This is a genomic window from Burkholderia sp. BCC1999, from assembly GCF_905339975.1.
Lineage (GTDB): Bacteria > Pseudomonadota > Gammaproteobacteria > Burkholderiales > Burkholderiaceae > Burkholderia.
Window position 1 is genome coordinate 13499 of sequence record NZ_CAJPHP010000017.1, and the last position, 20036, is coordinate 33534.

General features: G+C 66.1%; 18 protein-coding genes. 15 read left to right on the forward strand and 3 right to left on the reverse strand.

The features are described 5' to 3' along the window. The first annotated feature begins 16 nt into the window (after positions 1 to 16). The 11 genes from mraY (at position 17) to lpxC (ending at position 12649) form a co-directional block, all read left to right on the forward strand. Complete coding sequence (mraY, locus tag U5809_RS23600; RefSeq protein WP_006477019.1) at positions 17 to 1186, forward strand: phospho-N-acetylmuramoyl-pentapeptide-transferase; 1170 nt, start codon at positions 17 to 19, stop codon at positions 1184 to 1186. A gap of 28 nt (positions 1187 to 1214) precedes the next feature. After that, positions 1215 to 2735 (forward strand): UDP-N-acetylmuramoyl-L-alanine--D-glutamate ligase, encoded by a 1521-nt coding sequence (murD, locus tag U5809_RS23605; protein ID WP_322088317.1) that lies wholly within the window; start codon positions 1215 to 1217, stop codon positions 2733 to 2735. After that, positions 2732 to 4015, forward strand: a complete 1284-nt coding sequence (gene ftsW, locus U5809_RS23610; protein ID WP_176050941.1) for a putative lipid II flippase FtsW — start codon at positions 2732 to 2734, stop codon at positions 4013 to 4015. Before murD ends, ftsW begins: the two co-directional genes overlap by 4 nt. Next, positions 4012 to 5115 carry an undecaprenyldiphospho-muramoylpentapeptide beta-N-acetylglucosaminyltransferase gene (gene murG / locus U5809_RS23615; RefSeq protein ID WP_309290047.1) on the forward strand — a complete coding sequence of 368 codons (1104 nt, stop codon included), beginning with the start codon at positions 4012 to 4014 and terminating at the stop codon, positions 5113 to 5115. Before ftsW ends, murG begins: the two co-directional genes overlap by 4 nt. After that, positions 5112 to 6509, forward strand: coding sequence for a UDP-N-acetylmuramate--L-alanine ligase (murC, locus tag U5809_RS23620; protein ID WP_322088318.1), 1398 nt, complete (start codon positions 5112 to 5114; stop codon positions 6507 to 6509). Before murG ends, murC begins: the two co-directional genes overlap by 4 nt. Position 6510: 1 nt before the next feature. Beyond that, on the forward strand, positions 6511 to 7452 hold the full coding sequence (locus U5809_RS23625) for a D-alanine--D-alanine ligase (RefSeq protein WP_059236317.1): 942 nt from the start codon (positions 6511 to 6513) through the stop codon (positions 7450 to 7452). 19 nt (positions 7453 to 7471) lie between these two features. After that, the gene (locus U5809_RS23630; protein WP_205786305.1) at positions 7472 to 8224 is read left to right on the forward strand and encodes a cell division protein FtsQ/DivIB; all 753 of its coding nucleotides are present in this window, start codon (positions 7472 to 7474) and stop codon (positions 8222 to 8224) included. 26 nt (positions 8225 to 8250) lie between these two features. Beyond that, complete coding sequence (gene ftsA / locus U5809_RS23635) at positions 8251 to 9483, forward strand: cell division protein FtsA (protein WP_006487138.1); 1233 nt, start codon at positions 8251 to 8253, stop codon at positions 9481 to 9483. A 116-nt stretch (positions 9484 to 9599) separates the two neighbouring features. Further along, positions 9600 to 10796: a cell division protein FtsZ gene (gene ftsZ, locus U5809_RS23640; RefSeq protein WP_021159911.1), complete on the forward strand. Its 1197-nt coding sequence runs from the start codon at positions 9600 to 9602 to the stop codon at positions 10794 to 10796. A gap of 188 nt (positions 10797 to 10984) precedes the next feature. Then, complete coding sequence (locus tag U5809_RS23645) at positions 10985 to 11491, forward strand: peroxiredoxin (RefSeq protein WP_322088319.1); 507 nt, start codon at positions 10985 to 10987, stop codon at positions 11489 to 11491. 240 nt (positions 11492 to 11731) lie between these two features. After that, positions 11732 to 12649, forward strand: coding sequence for a UDP-3-O-acyl-N-acetylglucosamine deacetylase (lpxC, locus tag U5809_RS23650; RefSeq protein WP_309290043.1), 918 nt, complete (start codon positions 11732 to 11734; stop codon positions 12647 to 12649). 79 nt (positions 12650 to 12728) lie between these two features. Here lpxC and U5809_RS23655 read toward each other — a convergent pair whose 3' ends face one another. Further along, a complete protein-coding gene (locus tag U5809_RS23655; RefSeq protein ID WP_322088320.1) occupies positions 12729 to 13205 on the reverse strand; it encodes a DUF721 domain-containing protein in 477 nt (158 codons plus the stop codon). A gap of 257 nt (positions 13206 to 13462) precedes the next feature. On the opposite strand from U5809_RS23655, the gene secA reads away from it, so the two are divergent. The 4 genes from secA to U5809_RS23675 all read left to right on the forward strand — a co-directional run bounded on the left by secA (position 13463) and on the right by U5809_RS23675 (position 18975). Further along, complete coding sequence (gene secA / locus U5809_RS23660) at positions 13463 to 16261, forward strand: preprotein translocase subunit SecA (protein WP_282506602.1); 2799 nt, start codon at positions 13463 to 13465, stop codon at positions 16259 to 16261. Between the two features lie 143 nt (positions 16262 to 16404). Next, positions 16405 to 17646 carry a bifunctional glutamate N-acetyltransferase/amino-acid acetyltransferase ArgJ gene (argJ, locus tag U5809_RS23665; protein WP_322088321.1) on the forward strand — a complete coding sequence of 414 codons (1242 nt, stop codon included), beginning with the start codon at positions 16405 to 16407 and terminating at the stop codon, positions 17644 to 17646. A 19-nt stretch (positions 17647 to 17665) separates the two neighbouring features. Beyond that, positions 17666 to 18535, forward strand: a complete 870-nt coding sequence (locus tag U5809_RS23670) for an ATP-binding protein (RefSeq protein ID WP_322088322.1) — start codon at positions 17666 to 17668, stop codon at positions 18533 to 18535. Further along, positions 18532 to 18975, forward strand: coding sequence for an NUDIX domain-containing protein (locus U5809_RS23675; RefSeq protein WP_039353126.1), 444 nt, complete (start codon positions 18532 to 18534; stop codon positions 18973 to 18975). The genes U5809_RS23670 and U5809_RS23675 overlap by 4 nt, the downstream gene beginning before the upstream one ends. Positions 18976 to 19035: 60 nt before the next feature. On the opposite strand, the gene U5809_RS23680 is transcribed toward U5809_RS23675, so the two are convergent. After that, on the reverse strand, positions 19036 to 19236 hold the full coding sequence (locus U5809_RS23680; RefSeq protein WP_174386149.1) for a DNA gyrase inhibitor YacG: 201 nt from the start codon (positions 19234 to 19236) through the stop codon (positions 19036 to 19038). A gap of 25 nt (positions 19237 to 19261) precedes the next feature. Then, entirely contained in the window at positions 19262 to 20017 is a 756-nt protein-coding gene (gene zapD, locus U5809_RS23685) for a cell division protein ZapD (RefSeq protein WP_039353119.1), read from the reverse strand. Positions 20018 to 20036: the final 19 nt, after the last annotated feature.

A 20036-nucleotide genomic window follows, 5' to 3' on the forward strand; every position in this document is an offset into this window, starting at 1 on the left:
GTAGAAGGAAGGAAGCATGCTGCTGGCGCTGGCGCAATGGCTGCAAGGAGACGCAAGCTTTTTGCGCTTGTTCACGTACCTCACGTTCCGGGCGGTGATGGCCACCATCACCGCGCTGGGGATCGGGCTCGTGTGCGGACCGTGGGTGATCCGCAAGCTGACGCAAATGAAGGTCGGGCAGGCCGTGCGCAAGGACGGCCCGCAGACCCACCTCGTCAAGTCCGGCACGCCGACGATGGGCGGCGTGCTGATCCTGATCGGCATCGCGGTCGCGACACTGCTGTGGGGCGACCTGACGAACCGTTTCATCTGGATCGTGATGCTCGTCACGTTCGGCTTCGGCGTGATCGGCTGGGTCGACGACTACCGCAAGGTCGTCCACAAGGACCCGCGCGGGATGTCGTCGCGCGAGAAGTATTTCTGGCAATCGGTGATCGGGCTGTTTGCGGCCGTCTACCTCGCGTTCAGCGTGTCCGAGGCGAACAATGTGCGCGTGTTCGACCTGTTCATGGCCTGGGTGAGGAGCGGCCTGTCGATGGGGCTGCCGGCACGCGCCGACCTGATGCTGCCGTTCCTGAAGTCGATCAGCTATCCGCTCGGCGTGTGGGGCTTCATCGTGCTGACCTACTTCGTGATCGTCGGCGCGAGCAACGCGGTGAACCTGACGGACGGCCTCGACGGCCTCGTGATCATGCCGGTCGTGCTGGTTGGCGCGTCGCTGGGTGTGTTCGCGTACGTGATGGGCAGCGCGGTCTATTCAAAATACCTGCTGTTCCCACACATCCCGGGCGCGGGCGAACTGCTGATCTTCTGTTCCGCGATGGGTGGGGCAGGGCTTGCGTTCCTCTGGTACAACACGCACCCCGCGCAGGTGTTCATGGGCGACGTCGGCGCGCTGGCGCTCGGCGGCGCGCTCGGCACGGTCGCGGTGATCGTGCGCCAGGAAATCGTGCTGTTCATCATGGGCGGTATCTTCGTTGCGGAAACGCTGTCGGTGATGCTGCAGGTTTCGTGGTTCAAGTACACGAAGAAGCGTTATGGCGAAGGGCGGCGCCTGCTGAAGATGGCGCCGCTGCATCACCATTTCGAATTGTCCGGTTGGAAGGAAACGCAGGTGGTCGTGCGTTTCTGGATCATCACGCTGATGCTGTGCCTGTTCGGTCTGACCACCCTCAAGCTGCGGTAAAGGAAAGGTAACAAGGATGTCTGGCGAGATGTTTGGAGATCGGCAACGGCCGATGGTGCTCGTACTGGGGCTCGGTGAATCGGGTCTCGCGATCGCGCGATGGTGCGCGAGGCACGGGTGCCGGCTGCGTATTGCCGATACCCGCGAGGCGCCGCCCAACCTTGCCGCGCTGCAGGCCGAAGGCATCGATGCGGAATTCGTCGGCGGCGCGTTCACGCCCGCGCTGCTCGACGGTGGCATCGAACTCGTCGGGCTGAGCCCCGGCCTGTCTCCGCTCGAACCGGCGCTCGCTGCGCTGGTCGCGGCCGCGCACGAGCGCGGGATCGCGGTGTGGGGCGAGCTGGAATTCTTCGCGCAGGCGCTGCGCGCGCTCGGCACGAGCGGCTACCAGCCGAAGGTGCTCGCGATCACCGGCACCAACGGCAAGACCACGACGACGAGCCTCACCGGCCTGCTGTGCCAGCGTGCGGGCAAGAAGGTCGCGGTCGCCGGCAACATCAGCCCGGCGATGCTCGACCGGCTCGCGAACGCGATCGACGAAACGGCGCTGCCCGACGTCTGGGTGCTCGAACTGTCGAGCTTTCAGCTCGAGACCGCGCGCACGTTCGCGCCCGATGCGGCCACGATCCTCAACATCACGCAGGATCACCTCGACTGGCACGGCAGCTTCGACGCGTACGCGCAGGCCAAGGGCCGGATCTTCGGCGCGACGACGACGCGCGTGCTGAACCGCGACGATTCGGCCGTGATGAAGTTCGCACCGGCGGCCGGTGCGGCCGGTGCGGCCGACGCGCCGCGCACGGTCACGTTCGGCCTGAACGAACCGGTGCAGGACGGCGACTACGGGCTGTCGCGCGACAACGGTATCGCATGGCTGGTGGAAGCCGTCGATCGCGACGCGCCCGATGAAGTGGCGACGACCCGCCGGCGCAAGCGCGACGCGGCCCATACGCCCGACATTGCACAGAAGCGCCTGATGCCGGCCGACGCGCTGCGGATTCGCGGGTTGCACAACGCGGCGAACGCGCTGGCCGCATTCGCGCTCGCACGCGCGATCGACCTGCCGGCCGCGCCGCTGCTGCACGCGTTGCGCGAATACCGCGGCGAAGCGCATCGCGTCGAAGTGATCGCGACGATCGACGACGTCGACTACGTCGACGACAGCAAGGGTACGAACGTCGGCGCGACGGTCGCCGCGCTAGACGGGCTCGCACAGAAGATCGTGCTGATCGCGGGCGGCGACGGCAAGGGGCAGGATTTCGCACCGCTGGTCGCGCCGGTCGCGCGCTGGTGCCGTGCGGTGATGCTGATCGGCCGCGATGCGCCGGCGATCCGCGACACGCTCGCCGAAACGGGCGTGCCGCTCGCCGACCACGTGACACTCGAAGGCGCCGTGCATGCGGCCGCCGATCTCGCGGAGCCGGGCGATGCGGTGTTGCTGTCGCCCGCGTGCGCGAGCCTCGACATGTTCAGGAACTACGCCCATCGCGCGGATGTGTTCCGCGCGGCGGTCGACGAAATCGCCATCGACAAAGGAGCGACGCCATGAGCTGGTCCGATCGCCTCGTCTCCCGTTTCAACGACCGGCGCGACACCGGCGGCAATGCCGCGGGCGGTCGCGTCGCGTCGGCCACGCGTGCCGCGACGGGCGGCCTCGCGAGCGTCGTCAACGGCGTGCGCCCGAGCCGTTCGCGGATGCTCGACTTCGACTACTCGCTGTTGTGGGTCGCGATCGCGCTGCTCGGGCTCGGCGTCGTGATGGTGTATTCGGCGTCGATCGCGATGCCCGATTCGCCGAAATACGCGTCGTATCACGATTACGCGTTCCTGATGCGCCACTGCATCTCGCTCGCCGTCGCGTTCATCGCGGCGGTGATCGCGTTCCGCGTGCCCGTCTCGACATGGGACAAGTACGCGCCGCATCTCTTCCTGATCGCGCTCGTCGGCCTCGTGATCGTGCTGATCCCGCACGTCGGCAAGGGCGTGAACGGTGCGCGCCGCTGGATTCCGCTCGGCATCACGAACATGCAGCCGTCGGAAATCATGAAGCTCGCGGTGACGATTTACGCGGCGAACTACACGGTGCGCAAGCAGGAATACATGCAGAGCTTCGCGAAGGGCTTCCTGCCGATGGCATTCGCGGTCGGCCTGGTCGGTGCGCTGCTGCTGCTCGAGCCCGACATGGGCGCGTTCATGGTGGTCGCCGCGATCGCGATGGGCGTGCTGTTCCTCGGCGGCGTGAACGGCAAGCTGTTCGGCGGCCTCGTCGCGACGGCGGTCGGCACCTTCACGATGCTCGTGTGGCTGTCGCCGTGGCGTCGCGAGCGGATCTTCGCGTATCTGGATCCGTGGGACGAGCGCTACGCGCAGGGCAAGGCGTACCAGCTCACGCACTCGCTGATCGCGTTCGGCCGCGGCGAGTGGTTCGGCGTCGGCCTCGGCGGCAGCGTCGAGAAGCTGAACTACCTGCCGGAGGCCCATACCGACTTCATCCTCGCGGTGATCGGCGAGGAACTCGGCTTCGTCGGCGTGCTGGTCGTGATCCTGCTGTTCTACTGGATCGTGCGCCGCGCGTTCGAGATCGGTCGCCAGGCGCTCGCGCTCGACCGCACGTTTGCGGGCCTGATGGCGAAAGGCATCGGCATCTGGTTCGGCGCGCAGACGTTCATCAACATGGGCGTGAACCTCGGGTTGCTGCCGACCAAGGGCCTGACGCTGCCGCTGGTGAGCTACGGCGGCTCCGGCATCCTGCTGAACTGCGTCTCGCTCGCGGTGCTGCTGCGGGTCGACTACGAAAACCGGGTGCTGATGCGCGGAGGGAAGGTATGACCGCGTCGCAACGCACGCTGATGGTGATGGCAGGCGGCACCGGGGGCCACGTGTTCCCGGGGCTCGCGGTCGCGCACCGGATGGAAGCGGCGGGCTGGCGCGTCGTATGGCTCGGCAATCCGGCCGGGATGGAAGCGACGCTCGTGCCGAAGCACGGCATTCCGATGGAGTACGTGCGGTTCGGCGGGCTGCGCGGCAAGGGCCTGAAGACCAAGCTGACGCTGCCGGTCAACCTGCTGCGCGCATGCTGGCAGAGCCTCGGCGCGCTGCGTCGCGTGCGGCCGGACGTCGTGCTCGGGATGGGCGGCTACATCACGTTCCCGGCGGGCGTGATGACCGCGCTGTCGGGGCGTCCGCTCGTGCTGCATGAACAGAATTCGATCGCAGGCCTGACGAACAAGGTGCTCGCGAAACTCGCGAAGCGCGTGCTCGTCGCATTCCCCGGCGCGCTGCCGCACGCGGAATGGACGGGCAACCCGATTCGCGCGGAACTTGCGCGCACGGAACCGCCCAAAGCACGCTATGCGTCGCGTAGCGGCCCGCTGAACGTGCTGGTCGTCGGCGGCAGCCTCGGTGCGGCCGCGCTGAACGAAGTCGTGCCGCGCGCGCTGGCGCTGCTGACGCCGGGCGAACGCCCGCGCGTCGTGCACCAGGCCGGCGTGAAGCACATCGAAGCATTGAAGACGAATTACGAAGCGGCCGGTTTCGCGGCCGGCGAAGACGTGCGGCTCGTGCCGTTCATCGACGACATGGCGGCCGCGTATGCGGCGGCGGATCTCGTGATCTGCCGGTCGGGTGCGATGACGGTGTCGGAGATCGCGGCGGTGGGCGTGGCGGCGCTGTTCGTGCCGTTCCCGTACGCGGTCGACGATCACCAGACGACCAATGCCGCGTTCCTCGCCGATGCGGGGGCGGCCGTGCTGGTGCAACAACGCGACCTGTCGGCGGAACTGCTCGCCGACTGGCTGCGCGGCCAGTCGCGGGCATCGCTCGCGGACATGGCGGAACGTTCGCGCTCGCTGGCGAAGCCCGAGGCCACCGACGAAGTCGCGCGCGTGTGCGCGAAGGCGGCCGGCGCGAACCTGGAAGAACTGCAATGAAACACATCGTCAAACACATTCATTTCGTCGGGATCGGCGGCGCGGGTATGAGCGGCATCGCCGAAGTGCTCGTCAACCTCGGCTACGAGGTCAGCGGCTCGGATCTCTCGCGCAACGCGGTGACCGATCGCCTCCAGGCGCTCGGCGCACGGATCGCGATCGGCCACGACGCGGCGAACATCGAGGGCGCGAATGCGGTCGTCGTGTCGACGGCCGTGCGCTCCGACAACCCGGAAGTGCTGGCCGCGCGCAGCCAGCGCGTGCCGATCGTGCAGCGCGCGGTGATGCTCGCGGAGCTGATGCGCCTGAAGCAGGGGATCGCGATCGCCGGCACGCACGGCAAGACCACGACGACGAGCCTCGTCGCGAGCGTGCTCGCGGCAGGCGGCCTCGATCCGACCTTCGTGATCGGCGGCCGGCTGATCAGCGCCGGCGCGAATGCGCGGCTCGGCACGGGCGATTTCATCGTCGCCGAGGCCGACGAGTCGGATGCGTCGTTCCTGAACCTGTATCCGGTGATCGAAGTCATCACGAACATCGACGCCGACCACATGGATACCTACGGGCACGATTTCGCGCGGCTCAAGCAGGCGTTCATCGAATTCACGCAGCGCCTGCCGTTCTACGGCAGCGCGGTCGTGTGCGTCGACGATCCGAACGTGCGCCAGATCATCCCGTTCATCTCGAAGCCGGTCGTGCGCTACGGCCTGTCGCCGGACGCGCAGGTGCGTGCCGAGAACATCGACGCGCGCGACGGCCGCATGCATTTCACGGTGATCCGCGAAGGGCGCGCGCCGCTCGCGGTGGTACTGAACATGCCGGGCCTGCACAACGTGCAGAACGCACTCGCGGCGATCGCGATCGCGACCGACCTCGGCGTGACGGACGACGCGATCCAGCTGGCGCTCGCGGAATTCAACGGCGTCGGCCGGCGCTTCCAGCGTTACGGCGAGGTGCCGACCGCGGACGGCGGGCAGTACACGCTGATCGACGATTACGGCCATCACCCGGTCGAGATGGCCGCGACGATCGCGGCCGCGCGCGGCGCGTTCCCGGGGCGCCGCCTCGTGCTGGCGTTCCAGCCGCACCGCTACACGCGCACGCGCGACTGCTTCGACGATTTCGTCAACGTGCTGTCGACGGTCGATGCGCTGGTGCTGACGGAAGTCTACGCGGCCGGCGAGGCCGCGATCCCGACGGCCAACGGCGACGCGCTGTCGCGTGCGCTGCGCGCGGTCGGGAAGGTTGACCCGGTGTTCGTCGCGACGGTCGACGACGTGCCGGACGCATTGGCGAAGGTCGCGCAGAACGGCGACGTGGTGATCACGATGGGTGCGGGATCGATCGGCGGCGTGCCGGCGAAGCTCGTGCAACACATTCAACAGAAGGCATGACATGAGCGGGATCGATCCGAAACGTTTCGGCAAGGTGGCGGTGTTGTTCGGCGGCGAATCCGCCGAGCGCGAGGTGTCGCTGACCTCGGGCCGCCTCGTGCTGCAGGGCCTGCGTGACGCGGGCGTCGATGCGCATCCGTTCGACCCGGCCGAGCGGCCGCTGTCGGCGCTGAAGGACGAAGGCTTCGTGCGCGCGTTCAACGCGCTGCACGGCGGCTACGGCGAGAACGGCCAGATCCAGGGCGCGCTCGATTTCTACGGCATTCGCTACACGGGCAGCGGCGTGCTCGGGTCGGCGCTCGGCCTCGACAAGTTCCGCACGAAGCTCGTATGGCAGCAGACGGGCGTGCCGACGCCGCCGTTCGAGACGGTGATGCGCGGCGACGACCTGGCCGCGCGCGCGACCGACATCGTCGCGAAGCTCGGCCTGCCGCTGTTCGTGAAGCCGGCGAGCGAAGGCTCGAGCGTCGCGGTGCTGAAGGTGAAGACGGCCGACGCGCTGCCGGCCGCGCTCGAGGAAGCCGCGACTCACGACAAGATCGTGATCGTCGAGAAGAGCATCGAAGGTGGCGGCGAATACACCGCGTGCATCGCCGGCGATCTCGACCTGCCGCTGATCAAGATCGTGCCGGCGGGCGAGTTCTACGACTACCACGCGAAGTACGTCGCCGACGACACGCAGTACCTGATCCCGTGCGGCCTGCCGGCCGAACAGGAAGCGGAACTGAAGCGCATCGCGCGCCGCGCATTCGACGTGCTTGGCTGTACCGACTGGGGCCGGGCGGATTTCATGCTCGACGCGGCCGGCAATGCGTATTTCCTGGAAGTGAACACGGCCCCCGGGATGACCGACCACTCGCTGCCGCCGAAGGCCGCGCGCGCGGTCGGCATCAGCTATTCGGAGCTGGTCGTGAAGGTGCTGTCGCTCACGCTCAACGACTGACGCAGGAACGGAACGACGTATGTGGAACAACGTTCGCCAACTCAACCTTGCCGCCAGCGCGCTGTACGCGCTGTTGCTGCTCGTGTTGGCGGCGGCCGGTTGCTACTGGCTGATTCAGCGCCCGACGTTCGCGCTGCGGGAAATCCGGATCGACGGCGATACCGAGCACATCAACTCGCCGACGGTGCGCGCAGGCGTGGTCGGCCGGCTGAAGGGCAATTTCTTCACGGTCGATCTCGATACGGCGCGCGCCGCGTTCGAGCAGATGCCATGGGTGCGCCACGCGAGCGTGCGTCGCGTGTGGCCGAATGCGCTGGCTGTCACGCTGGAGGAGTACAAACCGCTCGGGACCTGGGGCAGCGATCAGCTGGTGAGCGTCGACGGCGAGCTGTTCACCGCGAACCAGGGCGAACTGGAGCAGGAACTGCCGGCGTTCGACGGCCCGGAAGGCAGTGCGAAGGAAGTCGTCACGCGGTATCGCGACTTCGGGAAATGGTTTGCGCCGCTGAAGGCGGCGCCGGAAGAAGTGACGCTGTCGGCGCGGTACGCGTGGACGGTGAAGCTGTCGAACGGCATGCAGGTCGAGCTGGGCAAGGAACGCAACAGCGAATCGCTGCATGACCGAAGCCAGCGTCTGGTCGCGGCCTGGCCGGCGGTCACGGAGCGCTGGGGCAACGACATCGAGTACGCGGACCTGCGCTATCCGAACGGATTCGCGATTCGCGCGGCAGGCATGCGGTTCCTGACCGATACCGACAAGCGCAAGAAGTAACGAGAGATCACACGCAAGAGCACTTTATGAGCAAAGACTACAAGGATCTGCTGGTTTCCCTCGACATCGGCACGTCGAAGGTGGTGGCCATCGTCGCCGAGCTGAAGGGCGAGGGTCACTACGAGGTGATCGGTCTCGGCCAGAGCGAGTCGAAGGGTCTGAAGAAAGGTGTGGTGGTCAACATCGAGGCCACCGTGCAGTCGATCCAGCGCGCGCTCGAGGAAGCCGAGCTGATGGCCGACTGCAAGATCACCAACGTGTTCACGGGGATCGCGGGCAGCCACATCCGCAGCTTCAACTCGAGCGGGATGGTCGCGATCAAGGACAAGGAGGTCACGCAGACGGACGTCGCGCGCGTGATCGAGACCGCGAAGGCGATCAACATCCCGACCGACCAGCAGGTGCTGCACATCCTCACGCAGGAATTCATCATCGACGGCCAGGAAGACGTGCGCGAGCCGATCGGGATGAGCGGTATCCGCCTCGAGGTGAAGGTGCACATCGTGACGGGCGCGGTGAGCGCCGCGCAGAACATCGTCAAGTGCGTGCGCCGTTGCGGGCTGGAAGTGAACGACCTGATCCTGCAGCCGCTCGCGTCGTCGCTGGCCGTGCTGACGGAAGACGAGAAGGATCTCGGCGTGGTGCTGGTCGACATCGGCGGCGGCACGACGGACATCGCGATCTTCGCCGAAGGCGCGATCCGCCACACGGCGGTGATTCCGATCGCCGGCGACCAGATCACGAGCGATATCGCGATGGCGCTGCGCACGCCGACGCCGGATGCGGAAGACATCAAGGTCGGCTACGGGATCGCGAAGCAGGCGCTCGCCGATCCGGACGAAATGGTCGAAGTGCCGGGCCTCGGCGAACGCGGCCCGCGCACGCTGTCGCGTCAGGCGCTCGCGGCCGTGATCGAGCCGCGCGTCGAGGAACTGTTCTCGCTCGTGCAGCAGGTCGTGCGCGAATCGGGTTACGAAGAACTGCTGAGCTCCGGCGTGGTCATTACTGGCGGTGCATCGATGATGCCCGGCATGGTCGAGCTCGGCGAAGACATTTTCCTGAAACCGGTGCGCATCGGCGCGCCGGAATATGCAGGCGGCCTCTCCGACGTCGTGCGCAATCCGCGCTACTCGACGGCGATGGGGCTGCTCGTCGAAGGCAGTGCCCAGCGCATGCGCGGCCGCAAGGTCGCCGTGCAGTCCGGCAACGCGGGGCAGGTGTTCTCGCGGATGAAGGAATGGTTCCTGAGCAACTTCTGACGAACTGAACCGAATTGAAATTCGCGCCGGTGCCGGCGGCTGGCGCGCGACAGGGGGTTGCCCGATCTCCTGCCGAATAACGGCCGATTAGCAGTCATTCTCTTGACGGAGGCAACATGGAATTCGAAATGCTGGAAACCGAGACCAACGGCACCATCATCAAGGTGGTCGGCGTTGGCGGCGCTGGCGGCAATGCCGTCCAGCACATGATCAACCGCGGCGTGCAGGGCGTCGACTTCATCGTGATGAACACGGACGCTCAGGCGCTGTCGCGTTCGCGTGCATCGTCGGTGATCCAGCTTGGCAACACGGGCCTCGGCGCCGGTGCGAAGCCGGAAATGGGTCGTGCGGCAGCGGAAGAAGCGCGTGAGCGCATCGCCGACGCACTGCGCGGCGCGCACATGGTGTTCATCACCGCCGGCATGGGTGGCGGCACGGGCACGGGCGCGGCACCGGTGGTCGCGCAGATCGCGAAGGAGATGGGCATCCTGACGGTTGGTGTCGTCAGCAAGCCGTTCGAGTTCGAAGGTGGCAAGCGCATGCGCGTCGCCGAAGCAGGTTCGCAGCAACTGGAGGATCACGTCGACTCGCTGATCGTCGTTCTGAACGACAAGCTGTTCGACGTGATGGGCGACGACGCCGAGATGGACAAGTGCTTCCAGTGCGCGGACGACGTGTTGAACAACGCGGTCGCAGGCATCGCTGAAATCATCAACGTCGATGGTCTCGTGAACGTCGACTTCGAAGACGTGAAGACGGTGATGGGCGAGCAGGGCAAGGCGATGATGGGCACGGCGACGGTTGCCGGCGTCGATCGCGCACGCCTCGCGGCGGAACAGGCCGTGGCGAGCCCGCTGCTCGAAGGCGTCGATCTGTCGGGTGCGCGCGGCGTGCTGGTCAACATCACGTCGAGCCGTTCGCTGCGCCTGTCGGAAACGCGCGAAGTGATGAACACGATCAAGAGCTACGCGGCGGAAGATGCGACGGTGATCTTCGGTGCGGTGTACGACGACGCAATGGGCGATGCACTGCGCGTGACGGTCGTGGCAACGGGTCTGGGCCGTGCGGCGAAGAAGCAGCAATCGGCACCGATGACGCTGCTGCGCACGGGTACGGACAACCAGCCGGTCAGCGCGGTGTCGCACGGCTATGCACCGGCCCATCACGTCAGCACGGCAGACTACGGCGCGCTGGATACGCCGGCGGTGTGGCGCAATTCGCGCGAAACCGCGGCATCGCACGTGCAGGCGCTGCAGGAGAAGGGTGTCGACACGTACGACATCCCGGCTTTCCTGCGCAAGCAGGCTGACTGACGCAAACACAGGCGAAGCCGCGGCGAAACTGCCGCGGTATCGCCGGCGTGACGGATGCTACGGACCACGACAGGCCGCGTCGACTGCGACGCCGGGCCGGGAAACGTGCCCTCTTCGCTCAAGCGAGGCGGGATGGGCCGTGCTGTCCGCAACACGCTGAAAAACCGTATCGCTATGAGGGACCAGCCATGATTCAAGTGGGCGACGCGCTGCCCGACGCGCAGTTGTTCGAGTTCATCGACGACGCGCGCGACGGGTGCACGCTGGGGCCGAACGCCTACAGCGTGCGCGACCAGGTTGCGGGAAAGCGGGTGGTGATCTTCGGATTGCCGGGCGCTTTCACGCCGACCTGCTCGGCGCAGCATGTACCGGGCTATGTCGAATACGCCGAGCAACTGCGCGCGGCGGGTATCGACGAGATCTGGTGCGTGTCCGTCAACGACGCATTCGTGATGGGCGCATGGGGACGTGATCTGCACACCGCGGGCAAGGTGCGCATGATGGCGGACGGCAGCGCGGCTTTCACTCATGCGCTGGGGCTGACGCAGGATTTGTCCGCGCGTGGCATGGGAATTCGTTCCCTGCGCTACGCGATGGTGATTGACGGCGGTGTGGTCAAGACGCTGGCCGTCGAGGCGCCGGGCAAATTCGAAGTGAGCGATGCGGCGAGTGTTCTCGCGACGTTGACGTCCTGATCGTGCGGTGCGCCGTTGCCTGCCGGCAACGCTGCTCACCGGCCTCAGGGCAGTTGTAACACGGGCTGATGACCGGAAACGCCTCCGTTCCGGGCATCGGCCCGTCCCGTATCGGCGCGGGTAAACTGTCGAAACAGATTGATACGCAGTTTCAAACAGCGTTGAATAGGGAATTACGCTATAATCCCGTCTATCGAATACAACTCCTGATTGATGTTTTCAATCACGACGAAGAACACCATGTTGAAGCAGCGCACCATCAAATCCATCGTCAAGACCGTGGGTATCGGTGTCCACTCGGGCCACAAGATCGAGTTGACGCTCCGTCCCGCCGCACCGGGCACGGGCATCGTCTTTTCACGTGTCGACCTGCCCACGCCGGTCGACATTCCCGCGTCGGCGATGTCGATCGGCGACACGCGGCTCGCGTCGGTGCTGCAGAAGGATGGCGTGCGCGTGTCGACCGTCGAGCACCTGATGTCCGCGTGTGCTGGCCTCGGCATCGACAACCTGTACGTCGACGTGACGGCCGAGGAAATCCCGATCATGGACGGCAGCGCGGCTACGTTCGTGTTCCTGATCCAGTCCGCCGGTATCGAGGAGCAGAACGCGCCGAAGCGCTTCATCAAGGTGAAGAAGCCGGTCGAAATCCGGGATGGCGACAAGTTCGCGCGTCTCGATCCGTATTTCGGCTTCAAGCTGAAGTTCTCGATCGATTTCCGTCACCCGGCCGTCGACAAGACGGGCCAGGAGCTCGAAGTCGATTTCGCGACCACGTCGTACGTGCGCGAGATCGCGCGTGCGCGCACGTTCGGCTTCGCGCACGAAGCCGAGATGCTGCGTGAGATCGGCCTGGCGCGCGGCGGCAGCATGGACAACGCGATCGTGCTCGACGAGTACCGCATCCTGAACAACGACGGGCTGCGCTACGACGACGAATTCGTGAAGCACAAGATGCTCGACGCGATCGGCGACCTGTACGTGATCGGTCATCCGCTGCTGGCGTCGTACACCGCGTACAAGTCGGGTCACGGCCTGAACAACGCGTTGCTGCGCGAGCTGCTCGCGCACGAAGACGCGTACGAGATCGTGACGTTCGACGATCCGCAGGCTGCGCCGAAGGGCTTCGCGTTCGACGCGCAGACGGCCTTCGCGTAACCGGCGTTCAGCGCAAGTGACAAAAAAAGCGGCCTGGGCCGCTTTTTTGTTGGCCGGCCGCTGCCGGTGAGCGGTGCCGTCAACGTGGCTTCGCGCCGTGCCGGGCGGCCATTCGCGCAAGCGCGTCCTGCAGCGGCGACGGTTCGAGATGATCGGCGAGATCGCGCAACGCGGCGGCGCCGACCGAGGTCATCCGCGCCTGCTTCACGTGCGGCGGCTCCGGCGCGTCCTTCGGCCGCACGCGCACGCGCAGCGTCGATACGGCCCAGCCGCGCTTCTGGAGATCGCCGAGCAGCCGCGGCTCGACTTGCCGCAACCGGGCAGCCAGCGCATTGTGCGCGGCAAAGAGGGTCAGGGTGCCGTCCTTGATGAAGCCAGGTTCGACATGATTCGCGAGGTATTCGGGCAGGAGCGCGGCGAGGTCGCGCTGCAGCGACGCGATCTGCTCGACACCGGCGCGCAGCGCCGCAAATGCGTCGGTGCGGCCGAGCACTTCCGACACGGGTTGCGGGCGATAGGCGGCGAGCGGGCCGAAACGCTTGGAAAATCGGTTCATCGAGGCATTCTTCGGGCGCGCACGCGCGCGGAGGTTGCTGCCGATTGTACCCGCGCCGGCCCGTACCCGGGCGGCTTTCGCCCCGCCAGCCCGGCCGTCGGCGTGTAGTGCCCGTCCCGCCGAGACACGGGGCGCACGCCTCCCCGCGTGCTAAAATTCGACGTTTGAGTCCACTAATTCGCTAAGCCGCCGAGGCTCGGGCGTCGGGGCGCGCAACACGCGCCGGGCGCCGGTGCTGCGACGCAGGATCCGATCCGATGACAACCGGTTTTCTCCAGAAAATTTTTGGCAGCCGCAACCAGCGGCTCGTCAAGCAATACCAAAAGACCGTCACGACGATCAATGCGCTCGAAACGCAGATCGAGAAGCTGACGGACGACCAGTTGCGCGGCAAGACGGACGAATTCCGCCAGCGGGTCGCGGCCGGCGAGTCGCTCGACAAGCTGTTGCCCGAGGCGTTCGCGGTCTGTCGCGAGGCCAGCCGTCGCGTGCTGAAGATGCGGCACTTCGACGTGCAGATGATCGGCGGCATGGTGCTCCACTACGGCAAGATCGCGGAAATGCGCACCGGCGAAGGCAAGACGCTCGTCGCGACGCTGCCCGTGTACCTGAATGCACTGGCCGGCCGCGGCGTGCACGTCGTGACCGTCAACGACTACCTCGCGCAGCGCGACGCCGAATGGATGGCGCGCCTCTACAACTTCCTCGGTCTGTCGGTCGGCATCAACCTGTCCGGCATGGAGCACGACCAGAAGCAGCAGGCGTATGCCGCGGACATCACGTACGGCACGAACAACGAGTTCGGCTTCGACTACCTGCGCGACAACATGGTCTACGAGACCGATGCGCGCGTGCAGCGGGCCCTGAACTTTGCGGTCGTTGACGAAGTGGACTCGATCCTGATCGACGAGGCGCGTACGCCGCTGATCATTTCGGGCCAGGCCGAGGATCACACCGAACTGTACGTGCGGATGAACGCACTGCCGCCGCTGCTCGAGCGCCAGATCGGCGAAGAGAAGGCCGACGGCACGGGCGTCGAGAAGCCGGGCGACTACACGCTCGATGAAAAGGCACGCCAGGTGTTCCTGACGGAATCGGGCCACGAGAAGGCCGAGCGCCTGCTCGCCGAATGGGGCCTGATCGGCGAGGGCGAGAGCCTGTATGCGCCGCAGAACATCACGCTGATGCACCACGTGTACGCGGCGCTGCGTGCACACACGCTGTTCCACAAGGATCAGCACTACGTCGTGCAGAACGGCGAAGTGGTCATCGTCGACGAATTCACGGGCCGCCTGATGGCCGGCCGCCGCTGGTCCGACGGCCTGCACCAGGCCGTCGAGGCGAAGGAACACGTGAAGATCCAGAGCGAGAACCAGACGCTCGCCTCGATCACGTTCCAGAACTACTTCCGGATGTACGCGAAGCTGGCCGGCATGACCGGTACCGCGGACACCGAGGCATACGAATTCAACGAGATCTACGGTCTCGAGACGGTCGTGATTCCGACCAACCGTCCGCCGAAGCGGATCGACAAGCAGGACCAGATCTACAAGACGGCCAAGGAGCGCTACGACGCGGTGATCCGCGACATCCGCGACTGCTACGAGCGCGGCCAGCCGGTGCTGGTCGGCACGACGTCGATCGAGAACTCCGAGCTGCTGTCGCACCTGCTGAAGCAGGCCGGGCTGCCGCACGAAGTGCTGAACGCGAAGCAGCACGAGCGTGAAGCGGCGATCGTCGCGGAAGCCGGCCGTCCGAACCGCGTGACGATCGCGACCAACATGGCCGGTCGCGGTACCGACATCGTGCTCGGCGGCAATGCCGAGAAGCAGGCTGCATTCATCGAGGCCGACGACGCGATCCCGGCCGACGAAAAGGCACGCCGCATCCAGCAACTGCACGACGAGTGGGAAACGCTGCACGAGCAGGTGAAGGCCGCGGGCGGCCTGCACATCATCGGCACCGAGCGCCACGAATCGCGCCGGATCGACAACCAGCTGCGCGGCCGTGCGGGCCGTCAGGGCGATCCGGGCTCGTCGCGCTTCTACCTGTCGCTCGACGATCCGCTGCTGCGCATCTTCGCGGGCGACCGCGTGCGCTCGATCATGGATCGCCTGAAGATGCCGGAAGGCGAGGCGATCGAGGCCGGCATCGTCACGCGGTCGATCGAATCCGCGCAGCGCAAGGTCGAAGCGCGCAACTTCGACATCCGCAAGCAGCTGCTCGAATACGACGACGTGTCGAACGACCAGCGCAAGGTGATCTACCAGCAGCGCAACGAACTGCTCGAAGCGCACGACATCACCGAGACGATCACCGCGATGCGTCACGGCGTGGTCACCGAAGTCGTTCGCCAGTTCGTGCCGGAAGGCAGCATCGAAGAGCAGTGGGACGTGCCCGAGCTCGAGGAAGCGCTGCGCAACGACTGGCAGCTCGACCTCGCGATTCAGGAAATGGTGAACGAGTCGTCGTCGATCACGGCCGAGGAAATTCTCGACGCCGTGATGACGGCAGCCGACGAGCAGTACGAGAGCAAGGTCGCGATGGTCGGCCGCGAATCGTTCAGCGCGTTCGAGCGCTCGGTGATGCTGCAAACGGTCGACCGCCTGTGGCGCGAACACCTCGCGGCGCTCGACCACCTGCGCCAGGGCATCCACCTGCGCGGCTATGCGCAGAAGAATCCGAAGCAGGAATACAAGCGCGAAGCGTTCGAACTGTTCGCCGCGATGCTCGAGGCGATCAAGCAGGAAGTCACGCGCGTCGTGATGAACGTGCAGATCCAGTCGCCGGAACAGCTCGAGGAAGCCGCCGAGCAGATCGAGGAGCGCGCCGGTCATCTCGAGAATGTCGAGTACCAGCACGCCGACTACGCGGAAGCCGGTGCGCCGGTAGCGAACGTCGCGGCTGCCGCGGCGGCCACCGCTACGGCCGACATGGTCGGCAGCGCGATGACGCACAGCGGCCCCGGCGGCGAAATGCCGAAGGTCGGCCGCAACGACCCGTGCCCGTGCGGCAGCGGCAAGAAGTACAAGCAATGTCACGGGAAGCTGTCATGATCGACGGCGGCGCGCGTCACGCGTGCCGCTTCGTTCCAGCTTCGAGTAACTGATGCGAGTTGCGGCGGCCCGCGCGTGCGGCCGCCGGTTCTTCCAATCGATGCCGGCGCATGCCGGCATTTTCCATCCGGCAGGTGTGCCCCATGGCTGTCAATTTTCCGTCGATCGATCCCGCCCAACTGCATCCCGTCGCCGGCGTCACGCTCGGCTGGGCGGAAGCGAATATCCGCAAGCCGAATCGCAAGGACGTGCTGGTCATCTCCGTCGATGAAAGCGCGACGGTCGCGGGCGTGTTCACCGAAAACCGTTTCTGCGCCGCGCCGGTCACCGTTTGCCGCGAGCATCTGGCGAAAGTGCGCGCGGGCGGCGCGGGCATCCGCGCGCTCGTCGTGAATACGGGCAATGCGAACGCCGGCACCGGCGAGCCGGGCCTCGTAAACGCCCGTGAAACCTGTACGGAACTCGCCCGCCTCGCGGGCATCGAGCCGGCGCAGGTGCTGCCGTTCTCGACCGGCGTGATCCTCGAGCCGCTGCCGATCGATCGCCTGAAGGCCGGCTTGCCGGCCGCGCTCGCGAACCGCAAGGCCGCGAACTGGTTCGACGCCGCGCAGGCGATCATGACGACCGACACGCTGCCGAAGGCCACGTCGCGCCAGGTGGCGATCGACGGCCACACGGTCACGCTGACGGGCATCAGCAAGGGCGCGGGCATGATCAAGCCGAACATGGCGACGATGCTCGGTTTCCTCGCATTCGACGCGAACGTCGCACAGCCGGTGCTCGACACGCTCGTGAAGGAAGTCGCCGATCGCTCGTTCAACTGCATCACGATCGACGGCGATACGTCGACGAACGACTCGTTCATCCTGATCGCATCGGGCAAGAGCACGCTGCCGGCCATCACGTCGACCGATTCGCCGGCCTATGCGGCGCTGCGCGATGCGGTGACGGAAGTCGCGCAGGCGCTGTCGCAACTGATCGTGCGCGACGGCGAAGGCGCGACGAAATTCATGACGGTGCAGGTCGAGGGCGGCAAGAACGTCGCCGAATGCCGCCAGATCGCCTATGCGATCGGCCATTCGCCGCTCGTGAAGACGGCCTTCTACGCATCCGACCCCAACCTTGGCCGGATTCTCGCGGCGATCGGCTACGCGGGCGTCGCGGATCTCGACGTCGGCAAGATCGACCTCTATCTCGACGACGTGCTCGTCGCGAAGGCAGGCGGCCGTAACCCGGCCTACCAGGAAGAGGACGGCCAGCGCGTAATGAAGCAGAGCGAAATCACGATCCGCGTGCTGCTCGGCCGCGGCGACGCGCAGGCCACCGTCTGGACGTGCGACCTGTCGCACGATTACGTGAGCATCAACGCGGATTACCGCTCCTGATCGGGAGCGTTCGAACGACATGGACAAGCTTGAACAGTTTCTGACGCGCGCCGAAGCGCTGCTCGCCCGTCTCGAGGGGGTGCTGCCACCCGCGCCGGCGGCCGTCGACTGGACCGCCGCCCACGCATTCCGCTGGCGCAAGCGCCAGGGGCGCGGTTACCTGCAGCCGGTGCCGGCCGTGTCGTCGATCACGCTCGGCGACCTGCACAACATCGATCGCCAGAAAGGGTTGATCGAGCAGAACACGCGGCAGTTCGTGCAGCAGAAGCCAGCCAACAACGTGCTGCTGACCGGCGCACGTGGTACCGGCAAGTCGTCGCTGATCAAGGCGTGCCTGAACGCGTATGCGCAGGACGGGCTGCGCCTGATCGAAGTCGACAAGGACGACCTGCACGATCTCGGCGACATTGTCGACCTGATCTCGCAGCGTCCCGAGCGGTTCATCGTGTTCTGCGACGACCTGTCGTTCGAGGAAGGCGAATCGGGCTACAAGGCGCTGAAGGTTGCGCTCGACGGCTCGATCGCCGCGCAGTCGGACAACGTGCTGATCTACGCGACGTCGAACCGCCGCCACCTGCTGCCCGAGTACATGAGCGACAACGAGTCGTACAAGCATCTCCCGGATGGCGAGATTCACCCCGGCGAAGTCGTCGAGGAAAAGATCTCGCTGTCGGAGCGCTTCGGCCTGTGGGTCAGCTTCTATCCGTTCAAGCAGGACGACTATCTCGACATCGTCGCACACTGGCTGCGCCACTTCGGCTGCCCGGACGCGGAGATCGAGTCCGCGCGTGGTGATGCGCTCGTGTGGGCGCTCGAGCGCGGTTCGCGGTCGGGGCGCGTCGCATGGCAGTTCGCGCGTGACTGGTCGGGCCGAAAGGAGCAGGCATGAGCGCGGATCTCGCACAAGGCGCCGTGCGCGCACCGGATGGCCGCAAGGTGACCGAAGTCGCGGTCGGCGTGATGGTCCAGCCGGACGGCAGTTACCTGCTCGCGCAGCGCCTGCAGGGCAAGCCGTATGAAGGTTACTGGGAGTTTCCGGGCGGCAAGCTGGAGGCCGGCGAAAGCGTCGAGGACGCGCTCGCGCGCGAACTGCACGAGGAACTCGGCATCGAAGTCACCGCCAGCCATCGCTGGCACACGCTCGAGCACGATTATCCGCATGCCTACGTGCGGCTTTATTTCTGCAAGGTGACGGGCTGGACGGGCGAGCCGCACAGCAAGGAAGGGCAGGCGTTCGTATGGCAGCAACTGCCGGTCGCCGTTGCGCCGCTGTTACCGGCGGCGCTGCCGGTGCTCGAACTGCTCGAGAAGGAAGCAGCGTCGAACTGACGCCGTGACGGCCTGCCGGAAAGGCGGGCCATATCGCCGGCGGGCGGTGCCGCCTGCCGCTCAGCTGTCGCGACGGCCGTCCGTGCCGTCTTCTTCCGACGAGGGGCCCTCGTCGGAAGCGCCGCCGATCCGGTACTTTTCCGCGGCCCATGCGCCGAGGTCGAGCTGCTTGCAGCGGGCCGAACAGAATGGGCGGAACTGATTTTCAGGCGTCCAGCGCACTTCGGCGCCGCACGACGGGCATTTCACAACGGTAGTCATACGAAAGCGATCCGGCACGCGGCCGTTACAGATTGCACAGTGTCAGATGGAACGGCACGTCGATGTCCACCGCGCGCGGCCGCACATCGCCGTCCTGCATGGTGAACCGTACCCACAGCATGTATTTGTTGGCGCTCGCTTCGGGAATGACGCGCAGCTCCGGCGGCACACGTACCTGCATCAGCTGGTAGGTGCGGCCCGACAGCATTTGCTGATAGCTGCCCTGCATCGCCATCACCTTCGACGCCTGGCCCGATTCGCGCGCGAGCCGCAGCACGATCGTCACGGCGTCGCGCAGCGGCAGCATCGGCAGGATCCACTTCGCGATGTCCTGGCGCCGCTGCTCGGCGGGCCATTGCTGCCACGCATAGTACGACGGCAGGTCGAACTTGCACGTGCCGCCGGGAATCACCGCGCGGCTGCGGATGCTGGCGAGCCATTCGTTGTCGACGAGGTGCTGGCCGGTCTTGCCCTGCATCTGCGCGAGATTGGCCAGCGTCTGCTCGATTTCGCCGAGCACGGCCTCGAGCGCATTCTGCTCGATGCCCGGATTGCCGCGAAAGGGAGCGAGCGTCTGGCGTTGACGTTCGAGCTCCTTCATCAGATCCGATTTCAGGTCCGCGCGGCCCGTTACCTCGGCGATTTCGAACAGCGTCGTCAGCGCGACGTGGTGTTCACGCGGGTCCTCCTGAGCCAAAAAGAACGCGAAGCGCTCGAAGAGATCTTCGAGGCGCAACAGCGTGCGAATTCGCTCGTTGAACGGATACTCGTAAAGAATCAAGCGCGCTCGCCTCTTGGGT

Coding starts and splice junctions, on each gene's coding strand:
- murG (WP_309290047.1), top strand. CDS start 4,012: ATGACCGCGTCGCAACGCACGCTGATGGTGATGGCAGGCGGCACCGGG.
- lpxC (WP_309290043.1), top strand. CDS start 11,732: ATGTTGAAGCAGCGCACCATCAAATCCATCGTCAAGACCGTGGGTATC.
- U5809_RS23630 (WP_205786305.1), top strand. CDS start 7,472: ATGTGGAACAACGTTCGCCAACTCAACCTTGCCGCCAGCGCGCTGTAC.
- ftsA (WP_006487138.1), top strand. CDS start 8,251: ATGAGCAAAGACTACAAGGATCTGCTGGTTTCCCTCGACATCGGCACG.
- murC (WP_322088318.1), top strand. CDS start 5,112: ATGAAACACATCGTCAAACACATTCATTTCGTCGGGATCGGCGGCGCG.
- U5809_RS23625 (WP_059236317.1), top strand. CDS start 6,511: ATGAGCGGGATCGATCCGAAACGTTTCGGCAAGGTGGCGGTGTTGTTC.
- U5809_RS23680 (WP_174386149.1), bottom strand. CDS start 19,236: ATGACTACCGTTGTGAAATGCCCGTCGTGCGGCGCCGAAGTGCGCTGG.
- U5809_RS23670 (WP_322088322.1), top strand. CDS start 17,666: ATGGACAAGCTTGAACAGTTTCTGACGCGCGCCGAAGCGCTGCTCGCC.
- ftsZ (WP_021159911.1), top strand. CDS start 9,600: ATGGAATTCGAAATGCTGGAAACCGAGACCAACGGCACCATCATCAAG.
- U5809_RS23675 (WP_039353126.1), top strand. CDS start 18,532: ATGAGCGCGGATCTCGCACAAGGCGCCGTGCGCGCACCGGATGGCCGC.
- murD (WP_322088317.1), top strand. CDS start 1,215: ATGTTTGGAGATCGGCAACGGCCGATGGTGCTCGTACTGGGGCTCGGT.
- secA (WP_282506602.1), top strand. CDS start 13,463: ATGACAACCGGTTTTCTCCAGAAAATTTTTGGCAGCCGCAACCAGCGG.
- ftsW (WP_176050941.1), top strand. CDS start 2,732: ATGAGCTGGTCCGATCGCCTCGTCTCCCGTTTCAACGACCGGCGCGAC.
- mraY (WP_006477019.1), top strand. CDS start 17: ATGCTGCTGGCGCTGGCGCAATGGCTGCAAGGAGACGCAAGCTTTTTG.
- U5809_RS23655 (WP_322088320.1), bottom strand. CDS start 13,205: ATGAACCGATTTTCCAAGCGTTTCGGCCCGCTCGCCGCCTATCGCCCG.
- U5809_RS23645 (WP_322088319.1), top strand. CDS start 10,985: ATGATTCAAGTGGGCGACGCGCTGCCCGACGCGCAGTTGTTCGAGTTC.
- argJ (WP_322088321.1), top strand. CDS start 16,405: ATGGCTGTCAATTTTCCGTCGATCGATCCCGCCCAACTGCATCCCGTC.